Origin of the sequence: Roseobacter sp. SK209-2-6, assembly GCF_000169455.1 — a bacterium.
Taxonomy (GTDB): Bacteria; Pseudomonadota; Alphaproteobacteria; order Rhodobacterales; family Rhodobacteraceae; genus Pseudophaeobacter.
Genome location: NZ_AAYC01000014.1, coordinates 85,173 through 110,505 on the forward strand (window position 1 = coordinate 85,173; position 25,333 = coordinate 110,505).

At 57.2% G+C, this 25,333-nt stretch carries 25 protein-coding genes and 1 pseudogene; 8 read left to right on the plus strand and 18 right to left on the minus strand.

Annotation, left to right across the window (positions count from 1 at the left end; translation table 11 throughout):
* Positions 1-32 precede the first annotated feature (32 nt).
* The 11 genes from RSK20926_RS18665 to RSK20926_RS18720 all read right to left on the minus strand — a co-directional run bounded on the left by RSK20926_RS18665 (position 33) and on the right by RSK20926_RS18720 (position 10,610).
* Entirely contained in the window at positions 33-587 is a 555-nt protein-coding gene (locus RSK20926_RS18665) for an AAA family ATPase (protein ID WP_008209123.1), read from the minus strand.
* Between the two features lie 136 nt (positions 588-723).
* Positions 724-2,928: a 3-hydroxyacyl-CoA dehydrogenase NAD-binding domain-containing protein gene (locus RSK20926_RS18675; protein WP_008209125.1), complete on the minus strand. Its 2,205-nt coding sequence runs from the start codon at positions 2,926-2,928 to the stop codon at positions 724-726.
* Positions 2,928-3,410 carry a cupin domain-containing protein gene (locus RSK20926_RS18680; RefSeq protein ID WP_008209126.1) on the minus strand — a complete coding sequence of 161 codons (483 nt, stop codon included), beginning with the start codon at positions 3,408-3,410 and terminating at the stop codon, positions 2,928-2,930. Before RSK20926_RS18680 ends, RSK20926_RS18675 begins: the two co-directional genes overlap by 1 nt.
* A 47-nt stretch (positions 3,411-3,457) precedes the next feature.
* Positions 3,458-3,985 carry an NADAR family protein gene (locus RSK20926_RS18685; protein ID WP_008209128.1) on the minus strand — a complete coding sequence of 176 codons (528 nt, stop codon included), beginning with the start codon at positions 3,983-3,985 and terminating at the stop codon, positions 3,458-3,460.
* A 5-nt stretch (positions 3,986-3,990) separates the two neighbouring features.
* The gene (locus RSK20926_RS18690; protein WP_008209130.1) at positions 3,991-5,202 is read right to left on the minus strand and encodes an acetyl-CoA C-acetyltransferase; all 1,212 of its coding nucleotides are present in this window, start codon (positions 5,200-5,202) and stop codon (positions 3,991-3,993) included.
* A gap of 10 nt (positions 5,203-5,212) precedes the next feature.
* Positions 5,213-5,845 carry a glutathione S-transferase family protein gene (locus RSK20926_RS18695; RefSeq protein WP_008209131.1) on the minus strand — a complete coding sequence of 211 codons (633 nt, stop codon included), beginning with the start codon at positions 5,843-5,845 and terminating at the stop codon, positions 5,213-5,215.
* Between the two features lie 279 nt (positions 5,846-6,124).
* Positions 6,125-7,276, minus strand: a complete 1,152-nt coding sequence (locus tag RSK20926_RS18700) for an acyl-CoA dehydrogenase family protein (protein WP_008209132.1) — start codon at positions 7,274-7,276, stop codon at positions 6,125-6,127.
* 42 nt (positions 7,277-7,318) lie between these two features.
* Entirely contained in the window at positions 7,319-7,531 is a 213-nt protein-coding gene (locus RSK20926_RS18705; RefSeq protein WP_008209133.1) for a hypothetical protein, read from the minus strand.
* An 89-nt stretch (positions 7,532-7,620) separates the two neighbouring features.
* Positions 7,621-9,402 carry an acyl-CoA dehydrogenase C-terminal domain-containing protein gene (locus RSK20926_RS18710; protein WP_008209134.1) on the minus strand — a complete coding sequence of 594 codons (1,782 nt, stop codon included), beginning with the start codon at positions 9,400-9,402 and terminating at the stop codon, positions 7,621-7,623.
* A 68-nt stretch (positions 9,403-9,470) separates the two neighbouring features.
* Positions 9,471-9,926: a MerR family transcriptional regulator gene (locus tag RSK20926_RS18715; protein ID WP_008209135.1), complete on the minus strand. Its 456-nt coding sequence runs from the start codon at positions 9,924-9,926 to the stop codon at positions 9,471-9,473.
* Between the two features lie 315 nt (positions 9,927-10,241).
* On the minus strand, positions 10,242-10,610 hold the full coding sequence (locus tag RSK20926_RS18720; protein ID WP_008209137.1) for a MerR family transcriptional regulator: 369 nt from the start codon (positions 10,608-10,610) through the stop codon (positions 10,242-10,244).
* A gap of 146 nt (positions 10,611-10,756) precedes the next feature.
* Between RSK20926_RS18720 and RSK20926_RS18725 the strand changes: the two genes are divergently transcribed.
* From RSK20926_RS18725 to RSK20926_RS18735, 3 genes are read left to right on the plus strand one after another with little or no spacing between them, the layout of a single operon-like run.
* Positions 10,757-11,179 carry a PaaI family thioesterase gene (locus RSK20926_RS18725; RefSeq protein ID WP_037255756.1) on the plus strand — a complete coding sequence of 141 codons (423 nt, stop codon included), beginning with the start codon at positions 10,757-10,759 and terminating at the stop codon, positions 11,177-11,179.
* Positions 11,176-11,694, plus strand: a complete 519-nt coding sequence (locus RSK20926_RS18730; protein ID WP_037255757.1) for a PaaI family thioesterase — start codon at positions 11,176-11,178, stop codon at positions 11,692-11,694. Before RSK20926_RS18725 ends, RSK20926_RS18730 begins: the two co-directional genes overlap by 4 nt.
* A 3-nt stretch (positions 11,695-11,697) precedes the next feature.
* Positions 11,698-13,035, plus strand: a complete 1,338-nt coding sequence (locus RSK20926_RS18735; protein WP_008209143.1) for an MATE family efflux transporter — start codon at positions 11,698-11,700, stop codon at positions 13,033-13,035.
* A gap of 103 nt (positions 13,036-13,138) precedes the next feature.
* Here RSK20926_RS18735 and RSK20926_RS18740 read toward each other — a convergent pair whose 3' ends face one another.
* Entirely contained in the window at positions 13,139-14,269 is a 1,131-nt protein-coding gene (locus tag RSK20926_RS18740) for an aromatic ring-hydroxylating oxygenase subunit alpha (RefSeq protein ID WP_008209144.1), read from the minus strand.
* Positions 14,270-14,430: 161 nt separating this feature from the next.
* Positions 14,431-15,588: an aromatic ring-hydroxylating oxygenase subunit alpha gene (locus tag RSK20926_RS18745; RefSeq protein ID WP_037255759.1), complete on the minus strand. Its 1,158-nt coding sequence runs from the start codon at positions 15,586-15,588 to the stop codon at positions 14,431-14,433.
* A 353-nt stretch (positions 15,589-15,941) separates the two neighbouring features.
* Between RSK20926_RS18745 and RSK20926_RS18750 the strand changes: the two genes are divergently transcribed.
* Positions 15,942-16,535 carry a dimethylsulfonioproprionate lyase family protein gene (locus RSK20926_RS18750; RefSeq protein ID WP_008209146.1) on the plus strand — a complete coding sequence of 198 codons (594 nt, stop codon included), beginning with the start codon at positions 15,942-15,944 and terminating at the stop codon, positions 16,533-16,535.
* 96 nt (positions 16,536-16,631) lie between these two features.
* Here the strand turns inward: RSK20926_RS18750 and arsC are convergent, their stop codons facing one another.
* The 3 genes from arsC to RSK20926_RS18765 all read right to left on the minus strand — a co-directional run bounded on the left by arsC (position 16,632) and on the right by RSK20926_RS18765 (position 18,446).
* Positions 16,632-16,973 (minus strand): arsenate reductase (glutaredoxin), encoded by a 342-nt coding sequence (gene arsC, locus RSK20926_RS18755; protein ID WP_008209147.1) that lies wholly within the window; start codon positions 16,971-16,973, stop codon positions 16,632-16,634.
* Positions 16,970-18,028, minus strand: coding sequence for a quinone-dependent dihydroorotate dehydrogenase (locus RSK20926_RS18760; RefSeq protein ID WP_008209148.1), 1,059 nt, complete (start codon positions 18,026-18,028; stop codon positions 16,970-16,972). Before RSK20926_RS18760 ends, arsC begins: the two co-directional genes overlap by 4 nt.
* Before the next feature lie 79 nt (positions 18,029-18,107).
* A complete protein-coding gene (locus RSK20926_RS18765) occupies positions 18,108-18,446 on the minus strand; it encodes a DUF952 domain-containing protein (RefSeq protein WP_008209149.1) in 339 nt (112 codons plus the stop codon).
* Between the two features lie 181 nt (positions 18,447-18,627).
* Here RSK20926_RS18765 and RSK20926_RS18770 point away from each other — a divergent pair, with 181 nt between their 5' ends.
* Positions 18,628-20,211: a bifunctional metallophosphatase/5'-nucleotidase gene (locus tag RSK20926_RS18770; RefSeq protein ID WP_008209150.1), complete on the plus strand. Its 1,584-nt coding sequence runs from the start codon at positions 18,628-18,630 to the stop codon at positions 20,209-20,211.
* 98 nt (positions 20,212-20,309) lie between these two features.
* Positions 20,310-20,618 (plus strand): J-domain-containing protein, encoded by a 309-nt coding sequence (locus tag RSK20926_RS23225; RefSeq protein ID WP_037255761.1) that lies wholly within the window; start codon positions 20,310-20,312, stop codon positions 20,616-20,618.
* 187 nt (positions 20,619-20,805) lie between these two features.
* On the opposite strand, the pseudogene RSK20926_RS18780 reads toward RSK20926_RS23225, so the two are convergent.
* A pseudogene (locus tag RSK20926_RS18780) lies at positions 20,806-22,395 on the minus strand (tetratricopeptide repeat-containing sulfotransferase family protein); the annotation flags it as partial.
* 161 nt (positions 22,396-22,556) lie between these two features.
* On the opposite strand from RSK20926_RS18780, the gene RSK20926_RS18785 reads away from it, so the two are divergent.
* Positions 22,557-23,303 carry an SOS response-associated peptidase gene (locus RSK20926_RS18785; RefSeq protein ID WP_083805821.1) on the plus strand — a complete coding sequence of 249 codons (747 nt, stop codon included), beginning with the start codon at positions 22,557-22,559 and terminating at the stop codon, positions 23,301-23,303.
* A 136-nt stretch (positions 23,304-23,439) separates the two neighbouring features.
* Here the strand turns inward: RSK20926_RS18785 and RSK20926_RS18790 are convergent, their stop codons facing one another.
* Positions 23,440-23,922, minus strand: coding sequence for a MarR family winged helix-turn-helix transcriptional regulator (locus RSK20926_RS18790; RefSeq protein WP_037255792.1), 483 nt, complete (start codon positions 23,920-23,922; stop codon positions 23,440-23,442).
* 168 nt (positions 23,923-24,090) lie between these two features.
* Here RSK20926_RS18790 and mnmH point away from each other — a divergent pair, with 168 nt between their 5' ends.
* A complete protein-coding gene (gene mnmH, locus RSK20926_RS18795; RefSeq protein ID WP_008209155.1) occupies positions 24,091-25,158 on the plus strand; it encodes a tRNA 2-selenouridine(34) synthase MnmH in 1,068 nt (355 codons plus the stop codon).
* The last annotated feature ends 175 nt before the right edge of the window (positions 25,159-25,333 follow it).

Sequence of the window (25,333 nt, forward strand, 5' to 3'; positions counted from 1 at the left end):
CGGGACCTGTCGAGCCAAAACCCCATCCCAAATCATGCGGATGGGGTTTTGTATTGCCCCGTCAGCGCAAAATGATCCGCGATGGTTCGGGCGTTCTGCTTTGGCCCTGCCCAGTCCGTCCGCAGGCAAAGGCAATTCGAGCGGGGAACCGGTGCAAAGTTGTTTTGCTGCAGATAGCTCTTCAGCTTTTGCGGCGAGGTAATCTTGCCGCGCGCGGCCCGCGAGGGCTCGCCGACCCGGGTCATCAGTTCCTCTTCGCTGCAGGACAGGAAAACTGGCAGAACCTGGCCGCCAGAAGCGGAAACAATCGATTCAAAAGCTTCAAGCAGTGGCTCATCCAATGGATGTGAATAGGCCGAAGTGGTGATCATAACCGGCAGCGCTGTCCGGGAGGCATTTCTGACGGCGGCAATGCGAACATCCTGCACCAGTTCCCAGAACCCGGGCGCTCCAAAATCAAACAGGCTTTTAGCGAGGTCGATCGAAATGTGGTTGTCAAAGAGCCTGCCGCCCGTCAGAGCTGCTAACTCCTGGGCAATCGTGAATTTCCCGGTCGCAGGTGCGCCATGAATAAATACGAGTTTCATGGGTTTAAGCTAGCGGTTGATGAACCTTCTGAAAACAACTTTTGCGAGAGCTCTGGCATTCTGGAGAAACACAAAACGCCCGGCTTTGAGGCCGGGCGCTGGTTTCTTTCAGAGGGTTTCTACTGCTTTTGTTCGGTCAGGCAGCCGCAGCGGCATCTGGGTTGAAACGGGTGTAGAAGCTCTGACCCTTTTCCGCCATTTCCCGCAACAGGGGCGGGCAGGCGAAGCGCTCGCCATAGGCCTCTGCCAGCTGGTCGCAGCGCTCCGCCGCATAGGGCGTGCCGATGATGTCGAGCCAACTCAGTGGACCGCCGGACCAGGGGGCAAAGCCCCAGGCGAGGATGGCGCCTACATCGCCTTCGCGGATGTCTTCCAGTACGCCTTCTTCCAGCGCGCGTACCGCTTCCAGGACCTGGGCGAACATCAGACGTTCCTGCACCTCGATGAGGTCGGGCTGGTCCTCGGCCAGGGGGTATTTCTCCTGCATGCCTTTCCAGTAGCCGGTGCGCTTGCCCTTTTCGTCATAGTCAAAGAAGCCGGCATTGGCCTTGCGGCCCAGACGGCCCAGATCTTCCATCCAGAAGATCATGTCGTCAGCAGGGCTCTCGGGGTATTCATTGCCCATGGCCGCCTTGGTGGCGCGGGCGATCTTGGCACCCAGATCAATCGAGGTCTCGTCGGTCAGCTGAATCGGACCAACCGGGAAGCCCAGCTGCCGCGCGGCATTGTCGATCAGCACCGGCGAGACGCCCTCGGTGATCATCCGCGCGCCTTCATTCACGTAAGGAATGATGCAGCGGTTGCAGTAGAAGAAGCGCGCGTCGTTCACGACGATTGGGGTTTTGCGGATCTGGCGCACATAGTCGAGCGCCTTGGCCACCGCGCGGGGACCGGTTTCCTTGCCCTTGATGATCTCCACCAGCAGCATCTTCTCAACCGGGGAGAAGAAGTGGATGCCGATGAACTGCTCAGGACGCACCGATGCCTCTGCCAGGCCGGTGATCGGCAGCGTTGAGGTGTTGGAGGCAAAGATGCAGTCTTCGGGGATGATCGCCTCAACCTTCTTGGTCATCTCAGCCTTGACGCCGGGATCCTCAAAGACCGCCTCGATGATCAGGTCACAGCCTTTCAGCGCATCCAGATCCGGGGTGGCGGTGATGCGCGCCAGCAGGGCCTCTTTCTTCTCAGGCGTGGCTTTGCCGCGCTTGATGCCCTTGTCCATATAGGCGGCAGAATAGGATTTGCCCTTGTCGGCGGCGTCCTGATCGCGGTCGATCAGCACCACCTCCATGCCCGCCTGGGCCGAGACCAGCGCGATACCGGCCCCCATCATGCCTGCGCCCAGTACGCCGAGTTTCTTTACCCGCTGATCGGGGATGTCCTTGGGACGCACGGCGCCTTTCTCCAGCGCTTCCTTGTTGAGGAAGAGCGAGCGGATCATCGCACCGGAGGAGGGGTTCATCAGCACAGAGGTGAACCAGCGTGCCTCGATCTTGAGGGCCGTGTCGAAATCGACCAATGCGCCTTCGTAGACAGCGGAGAGCAGCGCCTTGGCCGCCGGGAAGGCGCCCTGGGTCTTGCCGTTGATCATGGCAGAGGCGCCGACGAAGTTCATGAAGCCGGCAGGATGGTAGGGTGCGCCGCCGGGCATCTTGTAGCCCTTGGCATCCCAGGGTTTCACCAGATCGGCGTCTTTGGCAGTCAGCACCCATGCCTTGGCTGCCGCGACGGGATCGGCTGCGATCTCATCGACATAGCCCGCGCCTTTGGCCTTTTTCACATCCAGCATCTTGCCTTCCAGCAAGAGCGGCGCTGCCGCGATGGCGCCGACTTTGCGCACCATGCGGGTAGTGCCGCCGGCGCCTGGGAAGATGCCTACCATAATTTCCGGCAGGCCATACTTGGCCTTTGGGTTCTCGGCGGCAAAAATGCGGTGGGTCGAGAGCGGCAGCTCCATGCCGATACCGGCTGCGGTGCCGGGCAGGGCGGTAGCAATCGGTTTGCCGCCCTTCTTGCTCTTGGGATCCATGCCCGCGAGTTCGATCTTGCGCAGCAGGGCATGCATTTTCATGGTGCCTTCAAAGAGGCCTTTGGCCGGGTCGTCACCAGCCTGCTCCTTCATCACCGCCAAGAGGTTCAGATCCATGCCGCCAGCAAAGGACCCCTCCTTGCCCGAGGTGATTACAATGCCTTTGATTTCCTCATCGGCCAGGGCCTCGTCGATGCAGGTATCCAGCTGCGAGAGCCCGTCAAAGGACATCACATTCATGGTTTTGCCGGGCACATCCCATGTGATGATGCCAACACCATCTGCGTCTTTGGAAAGCGTGAACTCAGTCATCAGTCGTCTCCGATCTGGTCAGCCGTCAGCGGGCTGCCGTCTTTGCGGGTGAAGGAGAAGCCATCGGCATCATCCGTCACCATCATGTCTAGGTCGCTGTAATAAGCGGTCTCTGTTTCGGTGCGGGTGCCCACCACCAGAAAGGTGGCCGGCGCCTCTGTGTTGTTTTTCAGATGATGGCCATTGGCATCGCCAGCGGGAAAGCTGGCGCAGTCGCCGGGCTGCATCTCATGCGCGCCGTCATCATCAATCAAGGTACAGCTGCCACTGACCACAATCAGGAACTCGTCCTGTTCCATATGGTAATGACGCAGCGAGGACAGGCCCCCGGGCTCCAGCCGCACCAGGTTGACGCCGTATTGGGTTAAGCCGCCTGCATCACCGAGACGCTGGCTAGAACGGCCTGCGACCGCCTCTGCCAGCTTTCCGGGATAGGCGGAACCGCCGCGCCAAGGGATTTCTGTCAGGTCAAGTTTCGGCATCAGTTCTCACCTCCAAGAGGAGCAGAAAACAGTTCTTCCTTTGCATTTCACTCTTCCTTTTGTTCATGTGCGCAGGCTTTGGCTTCCTCGGGGAACCCGGCGGCAAGTTTCCCGCGAATCTCGGTCAGGATTTGTCCTAAAAGGTTTTGTCCAGGCCAAAGATCTTTGGGTGTTTCCCTTGCGGCATCAGCATCCAAACCGATGCCCCAAATCACATCCATAGGGCTGGCTTCGGCCAGTGCCTTGGGGTGGGTTTGGAACAGCTTGCGCCTTAGCCCTTTGTTCTGTCCAAATTTGGAGAGGCTGATTTCTGTGACGATCCGGGTCTTGTTTTGGTCCCAGACCGTTTCATTAAAACCTGCCACTCTACGGCCCAAGGCTTTCTGTCGCCCTGGCTCGGATTCCGCCAAAATCAGTCCTGCAATTTTGTGATCCCCAAACAGTTTTGCTTTTTCAAACATCATGGCCTGTTCAGCGGTCTCAAAGCACTGACCCGCGTGTTCGAATGAACTGCGGTGCCATTGGCTGAAAGGCCCTGACCAGAAAAAGTGATATTGTCTGGAGTTGTCCGTCATTTTTCTCAGACACGCTCGATGATAGTGGCGGCACCCATGCCGGAGGCAATACAAAGCGTGGCCAGGCCAACCTCTTTGTCCTGGCGCTCCAGCTCATCCAACAGAGTGCCGATGATGATCGCTCCGGTGGCGCCCAGCGGGTGGCCCATGGCGATGGATCCGCCGTTCACATTGACCAGGGCCGGGTCGACATCAAAGGCCTGCTGGAAGCGCAAAACGACCGAGGCAAAGGCCTCATTCACCTCAAACAGATCAATGTCGCTGATCTTCATGCCATTGTCCGCCAGGATTTTTTCGGTCACCGGGACCGGACCGGTCAGCATGATGGTGGGGTCGGTGCCAATCTTGGCGGTGGATTTGATCCGGGCGCGGGGCTTCAGACCATATTGCTCGCCAAATTCTTTGTTGCCGATCAGAACGGCAGCAGCGCCATCAACAATCCCCGAGGAGTTGCCCGCATGGTGGATGTGATTGATGCGCTCCAGATGCGGATACTTCAGCATCGCTACCTTATCAAAGCCTGGCATCTGCTCTCCCATCATCTGGAAGGAGGCATTGAGCCCGCCCAGAGACTGCATATCGGTGCCGGGGCGCATGTACTCGTCATGGTCCAGGATCGCGATGCCGTTCTGGTCACGCACGGTGATCACGGATTTCTCAAAGCGCTTTGCATCCCAGGCCGCCTTGGCCCGGCGCTGGCTTTCCACTGCCAGGGCGTCGGCCTGCTCGCGGCTAAAGCCATATTCCGTCGCGATAATATCGGCTGAGATGCCCTGGGGCACAAAATAGGTCTCCATTGCCAGGCTGGGATCCACCGCGATGGCGGCCCCGTCAGAGCCCATGGCTACGCGGCCCATCATCTCAACCCCGCCGGCGATATAAGCCTGACCGGCGCCTCCTTTCACTTGGTTGGCGGCCAGGTTCACCGCCTCCATGCCCGAGGCGCAGAAGCGGTTGATAGCAAGGCCCGGGATCCTCTCGTCAAGGTCGGAGGCCAACACAGCAGAACGTGCGAGGCAGCCGCCCTGTTCCATCACCTGGGTGACATTGCCCCAGATCACGTCCTCGACGGCGTGGCCTTCCAGATTGTTGCGCTCTTTCATCGCATTAAGCGTCAGCGCAGAGAGGCGCACGGAGGTCACTTCGTGCAGGGAGCCGTCCTTGCGGCCCTTTCCCCGCGGGGTGCGGATGGCATCGTAGATATAAGCTTCGGTCATGAGTTTCTCCTCAAGCGCGGTCCGACGGGTTGCCGGGCATCAGATCATAGGGGTGTTTCCAGCCGGGCAGAGCGCTGATGCGCGAAAGCCAGGCGTCGATATTGGGATAGTCCTTGCGGTCAAAGCCAAAGGGTTCTTCGTAAAACAGGTAGCCGCAGCAGGTGAGATCAGCATTGGTGAGTTCATTGCCGACAATCCATTCGCGCCCCTGCAGGTGGCTTTCCAATGTGGCAAAGGCAGCTTTGAGGCGCCCCTGCATAAAGCCAATAACCTCTGCCGGGCGTTTCTCTTCGGGCAGGAAATTCATAAGGAAACGGGTCATGCCGATCTGGGACGAGAACTTGTGGTTGTCCCACAGAATCCAGCGTAGGACCTCGTATATGTCTTCTGAGGCACCGCCGAACTTACCGGTCTTGTCAGTGATATATTGCTGGATCACCCCGGATTGCGAGAGCCGTATGTCCCCGTCAATCAGGACCGGAGCTTCGGCCATTACATTCATATCCCTATAGTCGGCGCCACGGTGCTGCCCGGCAAAGAAGTCGACATAGACGGGGTCCCAGTCTAGACCAGAAAGTTCCAGCGCCAGCGCCGCTTTATAGCTGTGGCCGCTTTCACCAAAGCAATGCAGTTTGAGTGTCATTCTGGCCTCCGTTGAGCTCTGAAAACAGCGGGGGTTTCACACCCCCCGCCACCCCCGTGAGGTATTTTTCGCAAAATGAAGAGGAATTCACCCTCTCCCTCTGATTGTGTGTTAAACTGACACCGCGGTACAGGCTGAGGAGCCGATGACCGTGCAAAGTGAAGCCGTCCCTGTCCGTTTGGTGCAAACCTGCAGACAGGGGCGCATCTGTTTCATTTTGCTCCAAATACCTCCGCCGGAGGCATCCGCCCGATACTGCAGGGGAAGACGCTGCTCGTGTCACAGGGACCTCCCGATCAGCTCTTTCATGATCTCGTTGGTGCCACCATAGATGCGCTGAACCCTGGCATCTGCCCACATTTCAGCCACAGCATATTCCTGCATGAAGCCATAACCGCCGTGCAACTGTACGCACTCATCCAGGACTTCGCCTTGGGTATCCGTTGTCCAATATTTGGCCATGGCGGCCTTTTCCACTGTCAGCTCTCCCCGAAGGTGTTCCGCCATGCATTCATCCAGGAAAGTGCGGGCAACTCTGGTCTTAGTCAGGCATTCTACCAATTTGAAACGGGTGTTCTGGAACTGGGTTAGCGGACCGCCAAAGGCTTCACGCTCTTTGCAATAAGCGATGGTGCGCTCTACCGCGCCCTCCATGGCGCCAACGGCACCACAGGCGATGATCAACCGCTCCTGAGGTAGCTGTTGCATCATCTGGTAAAAACCCTTGCCCTCTTCCTGGCCGAGGATGTTTTCCGGTGGAACCTCGACATTGTCAAAAAAGAGCTCTGAGGTATCCGCCGCATGCAGCCCAACCTTTTCCAGATTGCGGCCGCGCGAAAACCCTTCAGCGCCATCAGTTTCCACCGCAACCAGCGAGACACCCTTGGAGCCCTGGCTGGGATCGGTTTTGGCGGCGACCAGGATAAGATTTGCGTGCTGACCATTGGTGATAAAGGTCTTTTGGCCAGAGAGGCGATAGGCATTGCCCTCTCGCAGGGCCTTGGTCTTGATCCGTTGCACATCCGACCCGGTGGACGGCTCTGTCATGGCCAGGGCACCGACCAACTCTCCCGAGATCATTTTTGGAAGCCAGCGTTTTTTCTGCTCTTCCGTGCCGTATTCCAGAATGTAATGGGCGACGATACCAGAATGAATGCCATGGCCCCAGCTGGCAAGGTTGGCGCGGCTACCCTCGATCAGGATTGCAGCCTCATGACCGAAGTCGCCACCGACACCGCCGTATTCTTCCGGGATGGAGGGGCAAAGCAAGCCCAGCTCACCGGCTTGCTGCCAGGTCTCGCGGTCCATCATGCCCTGTTTGCGCCAGGTCTCGTATTTGGGCATCCATTCATTGGTGATGAACTGGGCGGTCATATCGGCCAGCATCTGATGCTCTTCGGTCATCCAGGCGGAACGGGTCTCGCTACTCATCTTTCTCCCATCGACCCCAGAATATTTTCTGTTGCGGGGCCTTTATTTTTTTCGGCTCTCCAGCTCGCTGTTGAACAGACGTAGCCGATGGCCGAGGTTTTCCTGGTCGGTGACGCTATCGAAGTTTTCAAACAGAAACGATAGCGCCTCTCCTTCGTCTAGCCCGGCCTCATGGGCAAAGCGTTTGAGCCTGCGATAGCCATCCTCCGTCATGGCAACGGGGAAACGGCGGGTAAGGCGAAAGCGCTTTGGCATGGGTGCTCCTGAACGTCAGTGTCAGGCCACCGGACCGGAGCAGGCACCCCCTGATTGGGCAGGGGAGGCCAAGTGGTTTTCCTAATGGATCAGAAGCTTGCCGCATCCAGTGCCATGACTGTATCCGCACCGGTTTCGATCCGGGCCAGATGCAGCTTGGTGGCGGGCAGCCTTCTGGCCATATAGTACCGGCCGGTGGCGATTTTTGTCTCATAGAACGCCGCGTCAGAGGCCCCAGCGTCAAGCGCCTCTTTTGCGGCTTTGCCCATCTTGGCCCACATCAGACCCAGGCAGACATGACCAAAGAGATGCATGAAATCATAAGAACCCGAAAGCGCATTATTGGGGTTTTTCATGCCATTTTGCATGAAATACATGCCAGCGGCCTGCAGATCCTTGGACGCGGCCTTCAGAGGCGCGATGAAATCACGGGCATAATCCTCCGAGAGTTCTGCATTGTCCTTGCAGAAGTTCTTGATCAGATCAAAGAAGGCCATCACGTGCTTGCCACCATCAGCGCCTAGCTTGCGTCCAACCAAATCCAGCGCCTGCACCCCATTGGCACCCTCGTAGATTTGCGCAATGCGGGCATCACGGGTGTATTGGCTCATCCCGTGTTCTTCGATGTAGCCATGGCCGCCAAAGACCTGTTGTGCCTTCACCGTCATGTCGTAGCCCTCATCCGAGAGGAAGCCTTTGATCACAGGTGTAAGCAAGGAGATCAGACCGTCGGCATCTTTGCTCTCATCGCGGTGTGCCTGATCAATCATGGTTGAGCCCCAGAGAAGGAAGGCGCGGCCCCCTTCGGCAAAGCTTTTTTGGTCCATCAGGCTGCGTCGGATGTCGGGGTGCACGATCAGCGGATCTGCCGGGCCTTCGGGGTTTTTGGCACCGGTGACATCGCGGCCCTGCAGGCGGTCCTTGGCGTATTCAACCGCGTTCTGATAGGCCGCTTCAGCCTGGGAAACCCCCTGCATGCCAACGCCTAGGCGGGCTTCGTTCATCATGGTGAACATGGCTCGCATGCCCTTGTGCTCGCTGCCGAGGAGGTAGCCGGTTGCCTCATCGTAGTTCATCACACAGGTGGAATTGCCGTGGATGCCCATCTTTTTCTCGATGTTGCCGACGGCTACACCGTTGCGTTCACCCGGGGTGCCATCCGCCTTTAGCTTGAACTTGGGCACGATGAAGAGGGAAACGCCTTTGATGCCCTCGGGGCCACCTGGGATTTTGGCCAGAACCAGATGGATTACATTGTCGGACATGTCGTGATCACCGGCAGAGATAAAGATTTTCTGACCGGAAATCTTGAAGCTGCCGTCATCCTGTGGCTCTGCCTTGGTGCGCATCAGGCCCAGATCGGTGCCGCAATGGGGCTCCGTCAGGTTCATGGTGCCAGTCCACTCACAAGAGATCATCTTGGGCAGATAGGAATCTTTCTGTTCATCGGTGCCATGGGCGAGGATGGCAGCAGCTGCGCCATGGGTAAGACCCTGATACATCACAAAGGCCTGGTTGGCGGCAGAGAAATACTCTCCCACAGCGGTGCCCATGACATAGGGCATATTCTGGCCGCCGTATTGCTCGGGCATGTCCAGCCCGGTCCAGCCGCCTTCTTTGACCTGGTCAAAGGCTTCTTTGAAGCCTGTGGGCGTATAGACCACACCGTTTTCCAGGCGGCAGCCCTCCTGATCGCCTACCACGTTCAGGGGATGCAGAACCTCACCGGCGATCTTGCCTGCCTCTTCCAGGATGGCACCCGTGAATTCGCGGTCGAGCTCGCTATAGCCCGGGGTGGCGGCTTCAGAGACTTTCAAAACATCATGCAGAATGAATTGTGTGTCTTTGGTCGGGGCGGAAAAGACTGGCATCGCGGTCCTCGTATCGGTTGAAATCTATGTTTGGTTAGGTTCAGGAAGGGATCGAAAGCGGTCAGGCCCTATTCGGCGGCTTCCTGGCTTGTCTTCATCGAGGCGATGACTTTTTCACCCCATCTCAGTTGTTCTTTCAGCTCGCAGATGGCCTCTTCCAGCTCATCGCGTTGACGCTCCATGTCCGCCAGACGTTCCTGGGCGATCTCATAGGTGCGAGACAATTGGGTCACCTGCTGATCCCCAATATGGTACAAGTCGAGCAACTGACGGATCTCTTCTAGGCTGAAGCCAAATCGCTTACCGCGCAGGATCAGTTTCAGGCGTGCTGCGTCCCGCTTGGTAAAGAGGCGTTTTTGCCCTTCGCGGATCGGGAAAAGAAGTTCTTTGGCTTCGTAAAAACGCAGGGTGCGCGGGGTCACCCCATAGGCATCGCACATTTCACGAATGGACCGGGTTTTTTCCAGTGTTTCGTCGTTTGTCTCACAGGTCGTCATCATCTTCGTCACTCTCATCATCGTCATTGGGGCGCTATAGGCCTGCAATCTGCAACAGTCTGACCCCAAGCTGAGTAGTCTGGGGTCAGTTTACAACATCATGTTGACGTTTACGTAAGTTCGACGCTGCGTCACTTCTTCCGGTGACGTAACTGCCGCGAATTTTGACGCAGCGTCTCCGTGGTCTTTGCGCTGAGATTTGCTGGAGGAAAGGAGGAATGGACCGTGTTTTAGTGAATTGCTTCGCCCGACAGCAGAGGAAGTTTCCGCGTCGACTGGCACAAAAAAACCGCCTGGCGAAAGGCCAGGCGGTACACCGCGTTCTGCAATCCGGGGTTGCTCTTACTTTAACAAATCCAAGGTGGTCTTGCGCAGGGCACTGAGCTCATCCATGGCCTCATCCAGCTGTTCGCGCTGCTTTTGCAGCTCTACCATCTGGCGATCGGCCATTTCGATAAAGGCCTGCATCTGCGCCTGATTGCCTTCATTTTCATAGATCAAGAGCCATTGCCGGATTTCTTCCAGCTGGAAACCGAATCTGCGACCCCGCAGAATCAGTTCCATTCGGGCGCGTTCACGCGCGCCGTAAAAGCGCGATCTGCCTTCCCGGTCAGGTTGTAGCAGCTCGATATACTCATAGTAACGCAAGGTTCGTGGGGTTACATCGAACTCCGCACACATTTCCTTGAATGACAATCTAGCTTCGGTCATCCGTCATCTCCCTTGCGCGCAACCTATGCATTCGATTTGCGTGATGCAACACCTCAAGAGGTCAGCGGTTTTGCAACTCGGTTGAACTCTTGCTCTTTGATGCCCGCGAGGTCACTAATGGGTCAGCCACAAGAGAAAGCAACAAAATGGCAGACAGGACAAAACTCGCTCGCCAATTTATCGAAGCTATCCCGCATTCCAGGGCGCTTGGCATGGTGTTGGACGAAATCGGCGACGGAGTTGCAGAAATTTCCATGCCTTACGATGAGAAGCTGATTGGGGATCCCGAGACGCGGGTTATTGCCGGGGGCGCAGTTTCTGCCTTGATGGATACCTGTTGCGGGGCTGCGGTGATGAGCCACCCTTCAGCACCAGGGGGCACCGCGACCATTGATCTCAGGATTGACTACATGCGGGGCGCAACACCGGGGCAGACGATCTCAACCAAGGCGACCTGCTATCATATCACCCGCAGTGTTGCCTTTGTGCGCGCGGTCGCAACCGACGAAGATCAGGAACATCCTGTGGCAACCGCTACCGGAGCCTTTACAGTGGAGAGCAGTTTTTGAGCCGTCCTCGCCCAGAACCGATCCAGGTTGTGAAACAGCGCCGTGATGCAGCACTCAATGCACTGGTGCAGTCCATCCCCTATATCCGCTTTCTCAACGTCAGCTTTGATAGGCGTGGCGATGAATTGACCGCACAGCTGAACTTTAGCGACAAGCACATTGGAAATCCGCTTTTGCCAGCCATTCATGGCGGGGTGACCGCGGCTTTCCTGGAGTTGACGGCAGTGATCACGCTCAACTGGTCCCATCTTTGGGAGCGGATCGAGAGTGGAGATCTGGACCCTGAAGAGATGGCGGCTGGCAAGCTGCCCCGTCAGCCGAAGACCATCGATTTCACCGTGGATTATCTGCGCTCTGGCCTGCCACGTGACGCCTATGCGCGTGCCACCATCAGCCGGGCCGGGCGACGCTATGCCTCGGTGCATGTTGAGGCCTGGCAGGACCACAAGGATAAGCTCTTTGCCCAGGCGACGGGGCATTTCCTGATGCCGCAGGACAAAGCGACAAAGGGCTAGGCCATGTCCAGCGGCGCCAGCAGTGAAATCACCCATGCGCGGGTGCTGAAGATCGCTTTGCCGATAGTTCTGTCCAATGCAACTGTTCCCATTCTGGGCGCGGTGGATACCGGTGTTGTGGGACAGATGGGGCAGGCCGCCCCAATCGGTGCGGTTGGCATCGGTGCTGTCATCCTGGGGACCATCTACTTTGTCTTTGGTTTCTTGCGCATGGGCACAACGGGATTGGCGGCTCAGGCGCGTGGGGCAGGAGATCACGCAGAAACCGGCGCCTTGCTGATGCGGGGGCTCTTGCTGGCGCTGGCTGCAGGCCTCACCTTTATCGTGACGCAGGCACTCTTGTTCTGGGGAGCCTTTGCCATAGCGCCTGCCAGCGCCGAGGTGGAAAGCCTGGCGCGTGACTATCTGCAGATCCGTATCTGGGGTGCGCCCGCCGCCATTGCGCTTTATGCGGTGACCGGCTGGCTGATCGCAGTTGAAAACACCCGTGGCGTCTTTCTGCTGCAGATCTGGATGAACGGGCTGAACATCGTTCTGGATCTGTGGTTCGTTCTGGGTCTCGGCTGGGGCGTCGAAGGGGTCGCGGTTGCCACTCTGTTGGCCGAATGGAGTGGTCTTGCCCTGGGGCTCTGGTTTTGCCGGGAGGCCTTTGCCGGCAATCAATGGCGCGACTGGGCGCGTGTCTTTGACCCGGCGCGCCTGCGCCGCATGATGCAGGTCAACGGCGACATAATGGTGCGTTCCGTGCTGCTGACCGGCTCTTTTACCACCTTCCTCTTTGTTGGTGCCGATTTTGGCGATGTCACCCTGGCGGCCAATCAGGTTCTTTTGCAATTTGTTGAGATCACGGCCTTTGCACTGGATGGTTTTGCCTTTGCTGCAGAGGCCTTGGTGGGGGCCGCCGTCGGGGCTGGCAATCGCAATGATCTGCGCCGCGCGGCCCGTTTGGCCAGCCTCTGGGGATTTTTCGGCGCGCTGCTGCTCACTGTGGGTTTTGCACTGGGAGGGAGCTATCTGATTGATCTGATGGCAACGGCACCAGAGGTGCGGGCCGAGGGGCGCTCCTATCTGTTCTGGGCCTGTATATTGCCGCTGATCAGCCTGGCGAGCTACATGTATGACGGTATTTTCATTGGCGCCACCTGGACCGGCGCGATGCGGCGCGCAATGATCCAGTCGGTTGGACTATATGCGGTCTCTCTGCTGATCCTGGTCCCTTGGCTTGGCAATCATGGGTTATGGGCGGCCCTGATCGTCCTGAATGTGGCCAGAGGCATCACTCTGGCGCTGCGTCTACCTGCGTTGGAGGCTGGACTCTCCAAGTCCAAGGTTGCGACCTAGCTTATCATTGGGCCGACCTTTCCTAAGTCTGCGTTTCCCGAAAAGTGCGGCCTCCGTTTGGGGGCAACGGAGGCTGCATAAAAGGCCGCGAAGTACCGGGCAGTTACTCGGCGGCCTGTGCCTCTGCGCCGTGGCGTGCATCTTCCTGGGCCAGCCAGGTCTGGAAATCGCGAATGGTGCCCTCATAGTCATCCGGTGCCAGAGGTCCCGCATGGGCATGCTGCGATTTCAGCGCAATCTGCATCCGCTCCAGTTTTTCGCGATCCTCTTTGTTGACCTCTTCCCAGAGCTTGATCCGGGCCTCAATGGTCTCATCACTCAGGTCATCGCCATAGACCGACATGGTCCATTTAACCCGGATCAGATCCGCTGAGATCGGGAATATACAAATCGAAACCAAGAGGCTGGCAGCCTGGCTGGTGACCTGTGTTGGGAAACGGGCAAAGAGCGACGAGCGTTGACGCTCTGCATCGCTTAGGCCGGGTGCGCCGTCTCCGCGAGAGGGGATATCATCGGGATAGTTGGCGCAGTAGGAGGTAAAGCCAGGGCCGGACACCGATTTCCGCGCAAGACCCGTAGGCGTGTAGCCATGCAGCGTGCGAGGATGCACAACAGAGAGGTGGTAGCCTTCCATGAAGTTCTCAACCAGGCATTTCCAGTTGGTGTGCCAGTTCTCTTCTGCCACATGCACCAGGCGGAAACTCTCCGGTTCATAGGGGGCCAGCATTTGATCCAGTGGCGCGCTCTCCTCCCCAAAGGGGGCGGCATCCCCATCAAGGTTGCAATAGATGAACCCGTTCCAGATCTGAATGTTATGGCCGTGCAGGCGGCAATTCTTGGAATCAAAGGCGGCATTGTCCATACGCGCGGCGCGCAGGAGGGCCCCGTCGCGACCATACATCCAGGCGTGATAGGAGCAGACAAAGCGCTTGGCATTGCCGCGCCCCTCGGCCAGGGGCATGCCGCGATGGCGGCAGACATTTGCCAGCACGCGGATCTGGCCGTCATCGCCACGCACGACAATTAGGGGCTCATCCAGCAGCTGCACGGTAAAGTAATCGCCGGGCTCCGGGATCTCATCGCAGCGCCCCAGGGCATGCCAGCCATGGCGCAGGACGGTGGATTTCTCCCATTCGAATTGCTCTTGGGAGGTGTAATAGGCGCCGGGCATACCCATGGGGCGATCAGCGGGCAGGGCGGCCAGCTCTTGCAGTTTCGTTCGTAGGTCCAGCATGGCATCCTCCCTTGTGCCGGTTGCGGGTGCACAGCACAAAGCAAAGTCATGACAGGGGTCATGCCTCACCAGTCCCGCAAAGCGGGGCGCCGGGCGATTGAAAGGTTTGAAGATCGGGGCGGTGGAATCTGCTCCAATTCCGCCCCGAATGTCGTTTCTGGTCAGGCCTTCTGCGCTTCGGCCTCTTGTCCCTCAACGATCTTGGCCATCAGATACTGGGCAAAATCGTAATTCGGACGCTCAAGATGTGATAGGTGACCGGGCTCAGCCATGCCCGATGAGAGGCCGCGGAAGACCTTCTCGGTGCAGCCGCGATCCTCGATATTCACATCATCCAAGAGCGCTTTCAGATCCTGGAAATTCTGTTCAACCTCGGGATCATCAGCAAAGTCATTGGACATGCCGCCACCAAAACGGATGTGTACCTGGCCGGGGCCGTTGGGGTGCAGGCTGAGATACCAGAAATAGCCGGGGGTCAGGGTGATCAGCAGCGATGGGTAGAGCGCCAGAAGATAGGTCGTGCGCCGCTCGTCCCCTTTGAGGCGCGTGTTCTTCTCATGCGCCATGGCGATCTTCAGGGATTCTTCCTTGAGGATCGTATGGTAGTTGAAGGCGGGCAGGCCGGGTGGGCAGACCATATCCTCCAGCTTAGAGAGGCCGCCGATGGTGCCCGCATGGCAGACTGGCAGGTGGTAGCTCTCCATGAAGTTCTCGGCTAGAACCTTCCAGTTGGTGTCCCAGACATGTTCTTCATAAAACGCTTCGGTATAGTTGGTCATGTCATAGCCTGCGACCATCTCGGCCACCTGTGACAGCTGCTCGGCCACGGGGCTGGCGTCCTGGTTGAGGGTCACAAAAACCCAGCCAAGCCATTCTTCACAGCGTACCTTGGGCAGCTGGTACTGATCCTTGCAGAACCCTTCGTTGAGGGTCATGGCGGGCGCGCCGCGCAGCGAACCATCAAGGTTGTAGGTCCAGGCGTGATAGGGGCAGACGATGGCGCGGGTCTTGCCACGACCGTGCAACAGGGTCGACATGCGGTGCAGGCAGACATTGGAGAGGCCGCGCAGCTCACCGTCGCGGTCGCGCATGACCAGGATCGGCTGACCTGCCAGATCACAGGTGGTATAGCTACCGGGCTCTGCCAGCGCATCGGCGCGACCGACACAGAACCAATCCTTGGCAAAGATATGTGCCAACTCCTGATCCAGGAACTCCTGGCTGGTATAGACCTCCGGAGGCATGGCACGGGCCTGTTCGAAGGGCTGTGCGGTATTCTGGCGAAGGGCTTCGACCGGGTCGATGTGATCTTTGGCCATGCCTAAGGTCTCCTGTCTGTCTGCCATTCGCCCCTTTTGCCAAGCTGGCAAGGGACGGATAGGTCAATCGGTTAAGATATCTGGCGGGATAGTCGCGCGCCGCCCCTGTCGGAGCGGTTGTTTCATCCCTAGCTTTTGTCGGGCGGGCCTCTGAGGAAAAGAAGAAAATGTCTACCCCCACCTTTGGATCTACCTAATCAGCGCTTCGCGATTCCCGATCCTGGATCACAGGCCGATCAAGACCTGATCGTGGGGGGGAATTGACCCTCTTTTTCTACCTTTTCAGGATCTGGAAAAGACATCCCTGTCGCATTCAGAACAGAGAGCGAAATAGGTGCTGTTCAGATCGGCGCATGGATCAGAACAAAATTTTCGACCACCTGCTTGGTCATGTGCAACAAGCCTATGAGAAAAACCCGCAGGTGCGGGCTTTTTCACCCTTTCCCGATGACCTCATCGCTCAACCGGTGACACCGATTTCTGTGCCAGCAGCGAATCTCCTGCGGCAGGAACAGGGGTTTTCGGCGGAATGCTCCAAGGGCCTGACAGAGGCCATTCGCTCGGCTGCAGAGGTGGCTGAATGGCGCGAGCACTATCGCGGGACCGATCTGGGGGAGGATTTCTTTGACCGTTTTGGTTGCTTCCCCATTATCGGAGAGGGCGGCCCTTTCATGAGTGCGCATCTGCGCTGTTGGGTCGTCTATATGCCACCACATCTCTACTACCCCTGGCACGAGCACCACGCAGAAGAGCTCTATCTGATTGTCTCGGGGCAGGCGTTGTTTGGAAAAACGGGTCATGAGGAGCAGATGCTGCTCCCTGGCGAGACGGCTTTTCACGAGCACAGCCAACCTCACGCGACCCGCACCGAAGCGGATCCGGTGCTGTGCCTTGTATTCTGGCGCGATGACTTTGACAGCGCGCCCATGCTATCAGAGATGAGCTAAACCAACTCTCACCCACAGAGATCAGAAAAAGGCGTACCCAAAGAGAACGCCTTTTCTACAAGTCAGGTTTTGCCCTTCGTTATCTTGGCCTTGGGATCACAGTAGGGCTGACAGTGCCTCGGTGGGGCGGCCGATGACGGCCTTGCCGTCTTTTTCCGCGATGGGCCTTTCGATCAGGGCTGGGTTGGATGCCATGGCCGTGATCAGATCCGCTTCGCTACTGTCCGCACTCAAACCCAGCTCCTTAAACAGCTTGTCACCTTTGCGCATCATCTCAAGTGCGGGGAGGTTAAGCGCAGCCAGCATTGCCTCGATCTCTACTTTTGAAGGTGCATCCTGCAGGTAGAGGCGTTGCGTGACCTCGGCGCCGCCCTCTTCCAGCAGCGCCAGGCCCGCGCGGGATTTTGAGCAGCGGGGATTATGCCAATAGGTGATCATAGCCAGTCTCCTCTTTTGCTGCCAACAGCCGCGGCCACATTTGCATGGCCGTCGCGGGCCAAAAGCGTATCCAACCCTTTTGCGATATCACTAGCAAGGGAGATGCCGCCATAGACCATGGCGGTATAGAACTGCACCGCTGAAGCTCCGGCGCAGATTTTGGCATAGGCCTGCTCTGCATTGCTGATGCCCCCTACACCGATCAGGGGTACAGCCCCATTCAAAAGCTCTGATAGCTGCGCCAGTACACGAGTCGATTTTTCAAACAGGGGCGCGCCAGAGAGGCCTCCCGCTTGATCGCGATGCGGGCTGTGCAGCCCTTCGCGGGATAGGGTGGTATTGGTGGCGATCACAGCATCAATACCGGTTTCCAGCGCCACGGCTGCGATATCTTCTATACCCTCGCGATCCAGATCCGGCGCGATTTTCAGGAAAACTGGGATCCGGCGGTCCAGCCCAGCTCGTGTCTCCAGAACCCCATGCAACAGAGCGGAAAGCGCGGCTTTGCCCTGCAGATCGCGTAGTTTTTCGGTATTCGGAGAGGAGACGTTGACAGTGGCAAAATCCAGATGCTTGCCGCACTGGGCCAGAACCTTGGCAAAATCGGCGGCCCGGTCCTCGCTATCCTTGTTGGCACCGAGGTTGAGGCCGATCACCGCTTCTTTGGGGCGTTTGGCAAGGCGGCTGGCAATCACTTCCATGCCTTCATTGTTAAAGCCAAAGCGATTGATCGCTGCCCTGTCCTCGGTCAGGCGAAAAAGACGAGGCTTGGGGTTTCCGGGTTGCGGGCGCGGGGTCGCAGCACCTACCTCGATAAAGCCAAAACCGGCCTTGCTGAGTGGGGCCAGGGCCTCGGCGTTCTTGTCAAAACCTGCGGCCAAACCCACTGGGTTGGGCAGGGAAAGACCGGCCACTTCGGTTTTGAGGCGCACAGAGGTGACTGGCACAGATCCCGGCACCAATCCAGAGCTGAGTGCTTTGATCGATAGCCCATGTGCGGTTTCCGGATCGATCCGGTGCATCGCCGCAAGGGCCAGTTTCTCACTTAGTTTCATCACAGGATGCCTTTATGAGGTTTGGCAGAATGGGTTTTGGCAGGTAGCGGGTGTTGCAAAGATCCGAGCGAAAAGACCCCTAGGCCATTTCAGCCGGAAAGACATGCATTCCATTTTCCAAGGGCAGGGGTTTCGACCAGAGCATCTCTGCAATGCTTAGTTTGCGATAGAGATGTGGGAAGAGAGCATCCCCCCTGGAAACCTCCCATTTCAGCGCCTCACCCAGGGCATCGGCCTCAAAAGCCAGAAGCCAAAGACCTTCAACACCCGCAAAATGCTTGGCTGCTGTTTCGGCGGCTTGCTCAGCGGTAGAGAAATGGATGAAGCCATCGCTCAGATCGATCGGAGCCCCAAGCGTTTCACCTGCGGACTGGAAATCGGTCCACTCTTCGGTACGTAGTATTTTGTAGATCAGCATCCTGTCCTGATGCCTCGCGCTACTATGGGAATCAAGACCTGATAGGGGGGCGCTCGCTCTTGGGCTCAAGAAAAAATGCACCGTTTCCTCTAGGGAACCCGGAATGGTTGTTTTTCCCCTTTGACTGCGGTGGGCAATAAATGCACCATTTGGTCAAAGAAAAACAAAAGGGAGTATTTTGATGTTCACCCGTTTCCTGAGTTCAGTAGCAGCGCTGGGTTTGACCGCCGGCATGGCCGCTGCCGAATACAAGCTGACAATCCTACATACCAATGACATCCACAGCCGGATTGAATCGATCAACAAATACGATTCAACTTGCAATGCAGAGGGCGAAGCCGAGGGCAAGTGCTTTGGCGGTGTCGCCCGGATCAAAACCATGGTGGATGCCCGCCGTGCCGCTCTGGAGGGACATAATGTCATCCTTCTGGATGCCGGTGACCCATTCCAGGGCTCGCTGTTCTACACCACATACAAAGGTGCGGCTGAGGCCGAATTCATGCAGGCTATCGGTTATGATGCCATGGCCGTGGGCAACCACGAGTTCGACGACGGCCCGCCGGCGCTGCGGGCGTTTATCGACGCGGTGGAGTTCCCGGTGATCTCGGGAAATCTTGACCTCTCCTCTTCGCTGGATCTGAAGGGCCATGTGGGCAATCATGTTGTGCTTGAGGTGGGCGGCGAGAAGATCGGCATCATTTCGGCCCTGGCCACCGATACAGTGGAGACCTCTTCGCCGGGCCCGGATGTTGTGTTTCAGGATGAGATCGAAAGCCTGAAGGCCGATGTGGCCGCCCTGGAAGCGGAAGGCGTGACCAAGATCATCGCTTTGACCCATGTGGGGCTGCCGATGGATCTGAAGATTGCCGAAGCCGTGCCGGGTATTGATGTCGTGGTTGGCGGCCATTCTCATACGCTGCTGTCCAATACCTCTGAAAAAGCCGCCGGTTCCTATCCGGTGATGGCAGGCGGGGTGCCTGTTGTGCAGGCTTATGCCTACAGTAAATATCTGGGCGAGCTGGAAGTCAGCTTTGATGAAGCGGGCAATGTGACCGCTGCCAGCGGTGAGCCGATCTTGCTGGATGCATCGGTGACACCGGATGCCGCCATCGCGGCGCGGGTCGCTGAGATGGGTGCCCCCATTGAGGAGATGAAGCAGCGCGTTGTTGCCGCCACCGCCGAGGCGGTAGAGGGCGCGCGCGAAGTTTGCCGTACCACCGAATGCCCCATGGGCAACCTGGTGGCGGATGCCATGTTGGACCGGGTCAAAGACCAGGGGATTTCGATCGCAATCCAGAACGGAGGCGGACTGCGTGCCTCGATTGACGCGGGCGAGGTCACCATGGGTGAAGTGCTGACAGTGCTGCCCTTCCAGAACACGCTCTCCACCTTTGAAGCCTCGGGCGAAGTCGTGATTGCAGCTTTGGAAAATGGTGTCAGTCAGGTCGAAGACGGCAAAGGCCGCTTCCCCCAGGTGGCGGGACTGAAGTATACCTTTGACCTCTCGGTTGCGCCGAATGAGGGCCGCATCAGCGATGTTCAGGTGATGGAAGGCGGCTCCTGGGTGGCGGTGGATCCGGCCAAGACCTATGGCGTTGTTACCAACAACTATGTTCGCAATGGCGGCGACGGCTACAAGATGTTCCAAGGCGATGACAAAGAGGCCTATGACTTCGGCCCGGATCTGGCGGATGTTCTGGCCGAATACCTGGCGGCCCAGGGCCCCTATACCCCCTATACCGATGGGCGCATCGCCCAGAAGTAATGTTTCGCGCGCGAAACAAGTGACCTGAATATGAAAGCCCCGCCCGCAGCCTGCAGGCGGGGCTTTTCCTTATGTGCAATTGCTGGCACATTCCCCCTATGGACCATCCGCTGATTGATCTGATCAATGCCCGCATCGCTGAGGCAGAAGCTGACGGCGCCTTTGACAATCTGTCAGGGGCGGGCCGCCCGCTGCGCCGGGTTGAGGACCCGGAAAATGAGCTGATCAACCGCGTTTTACAGGAAAATGGCGCGGTGCCGGAGTTTGTCTCGCTTAGCCGGGAATTGAGCCGCCTGCGAGAAGAGCTGCGCGAGGCGGGCGATCGCAGTCGGCGCAGTGAGATCCTGAAAGAAATGTCGATGATGGAAGCGCGGATCGATCTGGCCCGCAAGGCCTATCTGAAGTAATCGGATCGTAAACGAGTTCGGGCCAGAGCTCAGCGTCCAGATCTTCGATGAAGGGGGCAAGCATATCTGCATATTGCGCCCATCTCCCTACCGAACGCTTGTGGACTTTCTGGCGAACCTGTCCGGCACTCAGCGACAAGATTGGGGAGGTCGCCTGGCCAGGCTCTGCCATCTCCGGACACCAGTCGACATCGATAAACTCGGCGATGCGATGGCTATGGTGCTCGACATCACCCACCAGTTCCTCATAGTTGAGGCGCAAAATTTGTGACGGGAAGAGATCCTGCCACTGTGCTTGAAGACGGGCGAATAAGTTGAATCGATGCGCCATGGCTTTCAGGTCATAGGAATAAGCGAGGGCACGCCCGGAGAAATGTGCCTGCCACATGGAGAGAGCGATGTCACGAGGATCTCTATGCATTGAGATTATCCTGCAATCTGGAAAGGCGCTCGCGAGATATCCGATGTAGCGGTAGTTTTCCGGCATCTTGTCGGTAAAGGCCCGAGCATTGGCGGGTAGCTCTGGCAGCCTGGCGCGGTAGTCATCGGCGAAACTTGTTTGGACCTGAAGATTGAATGGCAACGTACCATCAAGATAGGGTTGGAGGAGAAAGCCGGCTGCGGCTCTTTCGCCCAGCGGGGCTACAGAAGGATGGGCACCAAGGATCGTTTCTGTCAAAGTTGTCCCTGACCGCGGTAGACCGGTGATGAAGACCGGTCGCGCAGTATTTTCATCCCCGGTGTGTTCCAGGCTGGGGCAGGGGAATTGTACTGCAATGGCTGCGGATTGATTGGCGTCTGTCGTTCGGTCATAGGGAAATTGCTGGGCCAAAATGCCATTTGCAATCGCAAGATGTTTGGCAAATTGCGCTCCGGTCCCTTTTTTCTTGGCAAGTGTCGCAAGGCCAAAGTGCAGTTTGGCTGTATCGTTTTGATCGTGACGCTGCTTTGCTGCTAGCAGCATGAGCTTTTGGTGTGTTTCGATTTCGTTTGGTTCGAGTAGAGGAGAAATCTGTTCCAGAGCTTCTGGTTGATTGGGCCATTTTCGCAGAATGTGGCGGTAGAAATCTCGGGCTTCTGATTGCGCGCCGCGTTCAACATGAAGCGCTGCTTGCCGCAGATTGGCACCAAGATGATCTGGATTCAGATTTAAAGCACGGGTGATCACCGCCTGAGATTCATCATATCGGGTTTGTCTGGCCAAGGGTCGGCTGGCATTGACAAGGCATTCCACATCGTCAGGGTTCATTTCAAGGGCCCCGTCAAAATCCGCTAGGGACTTGTGTTCGTCCCCCAAAGCTCCATAGACCAAGGCTCTGAGGCTATAGAGGCGAGAATTAGACGGCGTACTGGAGATGCCGGTTTCGAGACTACCTAGCGCCTCATCCATGGCGCCGACACTAAAGTACGCTTGTGCGAGAAGGTAATAGGCATCAGCCTGTCCAGCCTGTCCAGCCTGTCCAGCCTGTTCAGCCAGAACCCGCTTCAGTTGGGGAATAGCCTTGTCTGGAGAACCAAGCAGGATCAGAGTTTGAGCGTAATTTTTGCGTGCATCGCAGAATTCAGCATCTTTGACCAAGGCCTGTTTGAACAGAGGAATGGCTTCGCGTAGCTTGTTTTGGCCGCACAATGCAATACCGACCAAATTGAACAGGGTGGCCGGAGCATTTTTGTTTTTCAGCAGTGGTTTGGCTAGTTTTTGAACAGTCTTATGCTTGCCCTGAGAAAGAAGAGCATGAAGCTGATGGAGATCAGCGGAATTGAGCGACTTTGACATTGAAGTTGAGACCTGGAAGGGTCAGTCTTGGCTATCAGAGGGACTGATGTTGCGACTGAAAAGTGCGTATTTCGGCTATCTAGGTTGGCTCGCTCGCTCAATCAAGGGGTGAAATACACAAGTGTCCAGAATACACGAAAGAGTGAGGTTAGGTTCGTTTCATGTGCGGCAGACTTGCAGTAACCCTCCCTGGTGATGCCATGGCACAGCTCTTTGCCTCACAACCGGCCAACAACTTGCCACAGGTGCCGAATTACAATGTCTGCCCAACCAATCAACTACATGTCGTGATCAGCGCTGAGGAGACCAGGCAACTGGTGGCCATGCGCTGGGGGTTTCTGCCCCACTGGTATGAGAGTGAGGGTGCTGGACCGCTCCTGATCAATGCGCGGGCAGAAACAATCGCGAAAAAACCAGCTTTTGCAGAGGCTTGCCGATCACGGCGCTGCCTGATCCCGGCAAGTGGCTTTTATGAATGGACCAAGGATGCCAAGGGCAATCGGCTTCCCTGGTATGTCTCCCGAAAGGATGCCGCACCTATTGCTTTTGGCGGTATCTGGCAGGCCTGGGGGAAAGATGAGCCGGTAAAGACCTGTGCGATTGTTACAACCGCGGCCAACCAAAGCCTTGGTCATATCCATCACCGGATGCCCTTGATGCTCGCGCAAGAGGATTGGGCGCTCTGGCTGGGAGAGGCAGAGCGCGGTGCAGCGCGGCTCATGCAACCGGGAGATGAGGAGCTCTTTCAAGCGTGGCGCGTTGATGTCAAAGTGAATGGCAACAAGGCCCAAGGGGCTGAGTTGATTGAGCCCTTTGACGTCATTGAAGAGCAATCTGACCCCAGCGAGGCACAGGAAGCCGCTGCTGTATCTCCAATGCCACCTCCCAAGCAAGGGAGACTTTTCTGAAAAAGATCCTTGCCTCGTTCTCAATCCGGTGCTGATCAGTCTCTCGGGAGGTGCCGGCTTCGCATCTCAGTGCAAGAAAGCGAGGCATCAACCAGAAGGGCAGTGCGTCGTCTTAAAGGCCGCTGCCAGAAAGGCGCTAACCCGCTTTGGCGAGGCTGCGCTGAGGCGCACGACTCTTTTCGTTTCCGGCCAATGTTGCTTTTTTCAGAAGAGTGATGAACTCCTCTTGTTCCTCTGATGAAAGACCTGCCAGGATCTCTGGCTGCGCTTTGCGCACCACCGGGTGTATTTGCTCCAGCAGGTTTTCTCCGGCCGCAGTCAATGTGACCTCTCGGGCGCGACGATCATGGGGGCTGACCTTGCGGCTGACAAGGGCCTTGGCCTCCAGCCGGTCGATGACCTTGCCCAGGGTAGCGCGATCATAGGCGATCAGCCCCGCGATTGAGGCTTGGTCAATTCCCGGGTGGTTCTGGATGGCGCTAAGGGCGGAGTATTGAACGGTGGTAATGTCCAGGTTCAACTGTGCCATCTTCTCCATGAATTGGGCGACAGCGATCTGGTTGAGACGACGGATGAGATGGCCAGGAAGCGCGTGTATATCAAGAAGATCATCTTTCATCGCCAAATTCCGTTTGTTTTGTCCCTGTGTAACAGTTTTTCCAAACGCCATCGCCCCTAAAAACAAAGTTACGTGTTGTGCTGAAAAACTATAATTCGCATATCGCACGTATCTGCAAGGGGAAGAATTGGGCTTTCAATCGCAAAAACGACAGGCTAAGCCGAATTTATGGCAACGACTTTCACCTCTCTTCAACAGATCTACGCACATGGCGCCGATACGGTGATAGATGTGCGCAGTCCAGCGGAATTTGCCGAAGACCATATGCCGGGAGCAATCAATCTTCCGGTGCTCGATAATGAGGAACGCGCACAGGTCGGGACGATCTATGTTCAGGACTGTCCTTTCAAGGCGCGCAAGCTTGGGGCCGCCCTGGTTTTTCGCAATGCGGCCAATCACATCGAGCAAAGCCTCAGCCACCATGAGGGCGACTGGCGCCCATTGGTTTATTGCTGGCGCGGGGGGCAGCGCTCTGGATCCTTTACCTGGATGTTGCAGCAGATTGGCTGGCGGGCCGATGTTGTGGAGGGGGGCTATCAAAGCTATCGCCGTTTGGTGAATAGCTATCTCTATGATGAGCCCTTGCCCCATCAGGTGATCCTGCTGGATGGCTTCACCGGAACGGCCAAAACGGCATTGCTGCAGCATGTTGCTGCCCTGGGAGGGCAGATTTTGGATCTCGAAGGGTTGGCGAAGCATCGTGGGTCACTTCTTGGGGCGATGGATGAGCCGCAACCCAGTCAAAAAGCCTTTGAAAGCGCGCTTGCGGCGGCTTTGATAGCACTGGATCCTGCCCGCCCGGTATTGCTAGAGGCCGAGAGCAACAAGATTGGTGCTCGGATCATTCCACCCGCGCTCTGGCAGTTGATGAAACCGGCGCCCCGGATCGAAGTGCAGGCGGGAATTGCAGACCGAAGTGACTATCTGGTGGCGGCCTATGATGACATTCTGTCAGATGCGGCAGCACTTAGGGACAAACTGGGGCCGCTGCGCGTCCATCGCTCGCAAGCAGTTGTGGATCACTGGTTTGAGATGATTGACAGCGGTGACAAGCGCGGGCTGACACAAGCGCTGATGTTGGATCACTATGATCCCTCCTACCTGAAATCGCGCAAAAGCATCGGCCTGGTTGCGGCTGCGCAGGTTCATCTTGCCGATATGACTGAAAGTGGCCTGATCAGAGCAGCAGGGGAAATCCTGAAAGACATGGAAAAGATCGCCGAAACCCTCGGCTGACCAGCTGTGTGTTCTCAGTCGTTAAAGGGGGCGTAGGCTATGAAGGATCCATATCGCTCAACCTCATAGCGTGCAAATTTTCTTCAAAGGTCCGATTGCGCTGATGTGTTGAACGAAACGGGGGGCTCCCGCGCCCGCAGCTGCACCCGCAGAGCGGGCACCGCTTAGGGCGGCC

What these genes read in the sequence shown, in the direction of transcription:
- RSK20926_RS18665 (WP_008209123.1), bottom strand. Translation starts at nt 587, where the DNA reads ATGAAACTCGTATTTATTCATGGCGCACCTGCGACCGGGAAATTCACG.
- RSK20926_RS18675 (WP_008209125.1), bottom strand. Translation starts at nt 2,928, where the DNA reads ATGACTGAGTTCACGCTTTCCAAAGACGCAGATGGTGTTGGCATCATC.
- RSK20926_RS18680 (WP_008209126.1), bottom strand. Translation starts at nt 3,410, where the DNA reads ATGCCGAAACTTGACCTGACAGAAATCCCTTGGCGCGGCGGTTCCGCC.
- RSK20926_RS18685 (WP_008209128.1), bottom strand. Translation starts at nt 3,985, where the DNA reads ATGACGGACAACTCCAGACAATATCACTTTTTCTGGTCAGGGCCTTTC.
- RSK20926_RS18690 (WP_008209130.1), bottom strand. Translation starts at nt 5,202, where the DNA reads ATGACCGAAGCTTATATCTACGATGCCATCCGCACCCCGCGGGGAAAG.
- RSK20926_RS18695 (WP_008209131.1), bottom strand. Translation starts at nt 5,845, where the DNA reads ATGACACTCAAACTGCATTGCTTTGGTGAAAGCGGCCACAGCTATAAA.
- RSK20926_RS18700 (WP_008209132.1), bottom strand. Translation starts at nt 7,276, where the DNA reads ATGAGTAGCGAGACCCGTTCCGCCTGGATGACCGAAGAGCATCAGATG.
- RSK20926_RS18705 (WP_008209133.1), bottom strand. Translation starts at nt 7,531, where the DNA reads ATGCCAAAGCGCTTTCGCCTTACCCGCCGTTTCCCCGTTGCCATGACG.
- RSK20926_RS18710 (WP_008209134.1), bottom strand. Translation starts at nt 9,402, where the DNA reads ATGCCAGTCTTTTCCGCCCCGACCAAAGACACACAATTCATTCTGCAT.
- RSK20926_RS18715 (WP_008209135.1), bottom strand. Translation starts at nt 9,926, where the DNA reads ATGACGATGATGAGAGTGACGAAGATGATGACGACCTGTGAGACAAAC.
- RSK20926_RS18720 (WP_008209137.1), bottom strand. Translation starts at nt 10,610, where the DNA reads ATGACCGAAGCTAGATTGTCATTCAAGGAAATGTGTGCGGAGTTCGAT.
- RSK20926_RS18725 (WP_037255756.1), top strand. Translation starts at nt 10,757, where the DNA reads ATGGCAGACAGGACAAAACTCGCTCGCCAATTTATCGAAGCTATCCCG.
- RSK20926_RS18735 (WP_008209143.1), top strand. Translation starts at nt 11,698, where the DNA reads ATGTCCAGCGGCGCCAGCAGTGAAATCACCCATGCGCGGGTGCTGAAG.
- RSK20926_RS18740 (WP_008209144.1), bottom strand. Translation starts at nt 14,269, where the DNA reads ATGCTGGACCTACGAACGAAACTGCAAGAGCTGGCCGCCCTGCCCGCT.
- RSK20926_RS18745 (WP_037255759.1), bottom strand. Translation starts at nt 15,588, where the DNA reads ATGGCCAAAGATCACATCGACCCGGTCGAAGCCCTTCGCCAGAATACC.
- RSK20926_RS18750 (WP_008209146.1), top strand. Translation starts at nt 15,942, where the DNA reads ATGGATCAGAACAAAATTTTCGACCACCTGCTTGGTCATGTGCAACAA.
- arsC (WP_008209147.1), bottom strand. Translation starts at nt 16,973, where the DNA reads ATGATCACCTATTGGCATAATCCCCGCTGCTCAAAATCCCGCGCGGGC.
- RSK20926_RS18760 (WP_008209148.1), bottom strand. Translation starts at nt 18,028, where the DNA reads ATGAAACTAAGTGAGAAACTGGCCCTTGCGGCGATGCACCGGATCGAT.
- RSK20926_RS18765 (WP_008209149.1), bottom strand. Translation starts at nt 18,446, where the DNA reads ATGCTGATCTACAAAATACTACGTACCGAAGAGTGGACCGATTTCCAG.
- RSK20926_RS18770 (WP_008209150.1), top strand. Translation starts at nt 18,628, where the DNA reads ATGTTCACCCGTTTCCTGAGTTCAGTAGCAGCGCTGGGTTTGACCGCC.
- RSK20926_RS23225 (WP_037255761.1), top strand. Translation starts at nt 20,310, where the DNA reads ATGGACCATCCGCTGATTGATCTGATCAATGCCCGCATCGCTGAGGCA.
- RSK20926_RS18785 (WP_083805821.1), top strand. Translation starts at nt 22,557, where the DNA reads ATGTGCGGCAGACTTGCAGTAACCCTCCCTGGTGATGCCATGGCACAG.
- RSK20926_RS18790 (WP_037255792.1), bottom strand. Translation starts at nt 23,922, where the DNA reads ATGAAAGATGATCTTCTTGATATACACGCGCTTCCTGGCCATCTCATC.
- mnmH (WP_008209155.1), top strand. Translation starts at nt 24,091, where the DNA reads ATGGCAACGACTTTCACCTCTCTTCAACAGATCTACGCACATGGCGCC.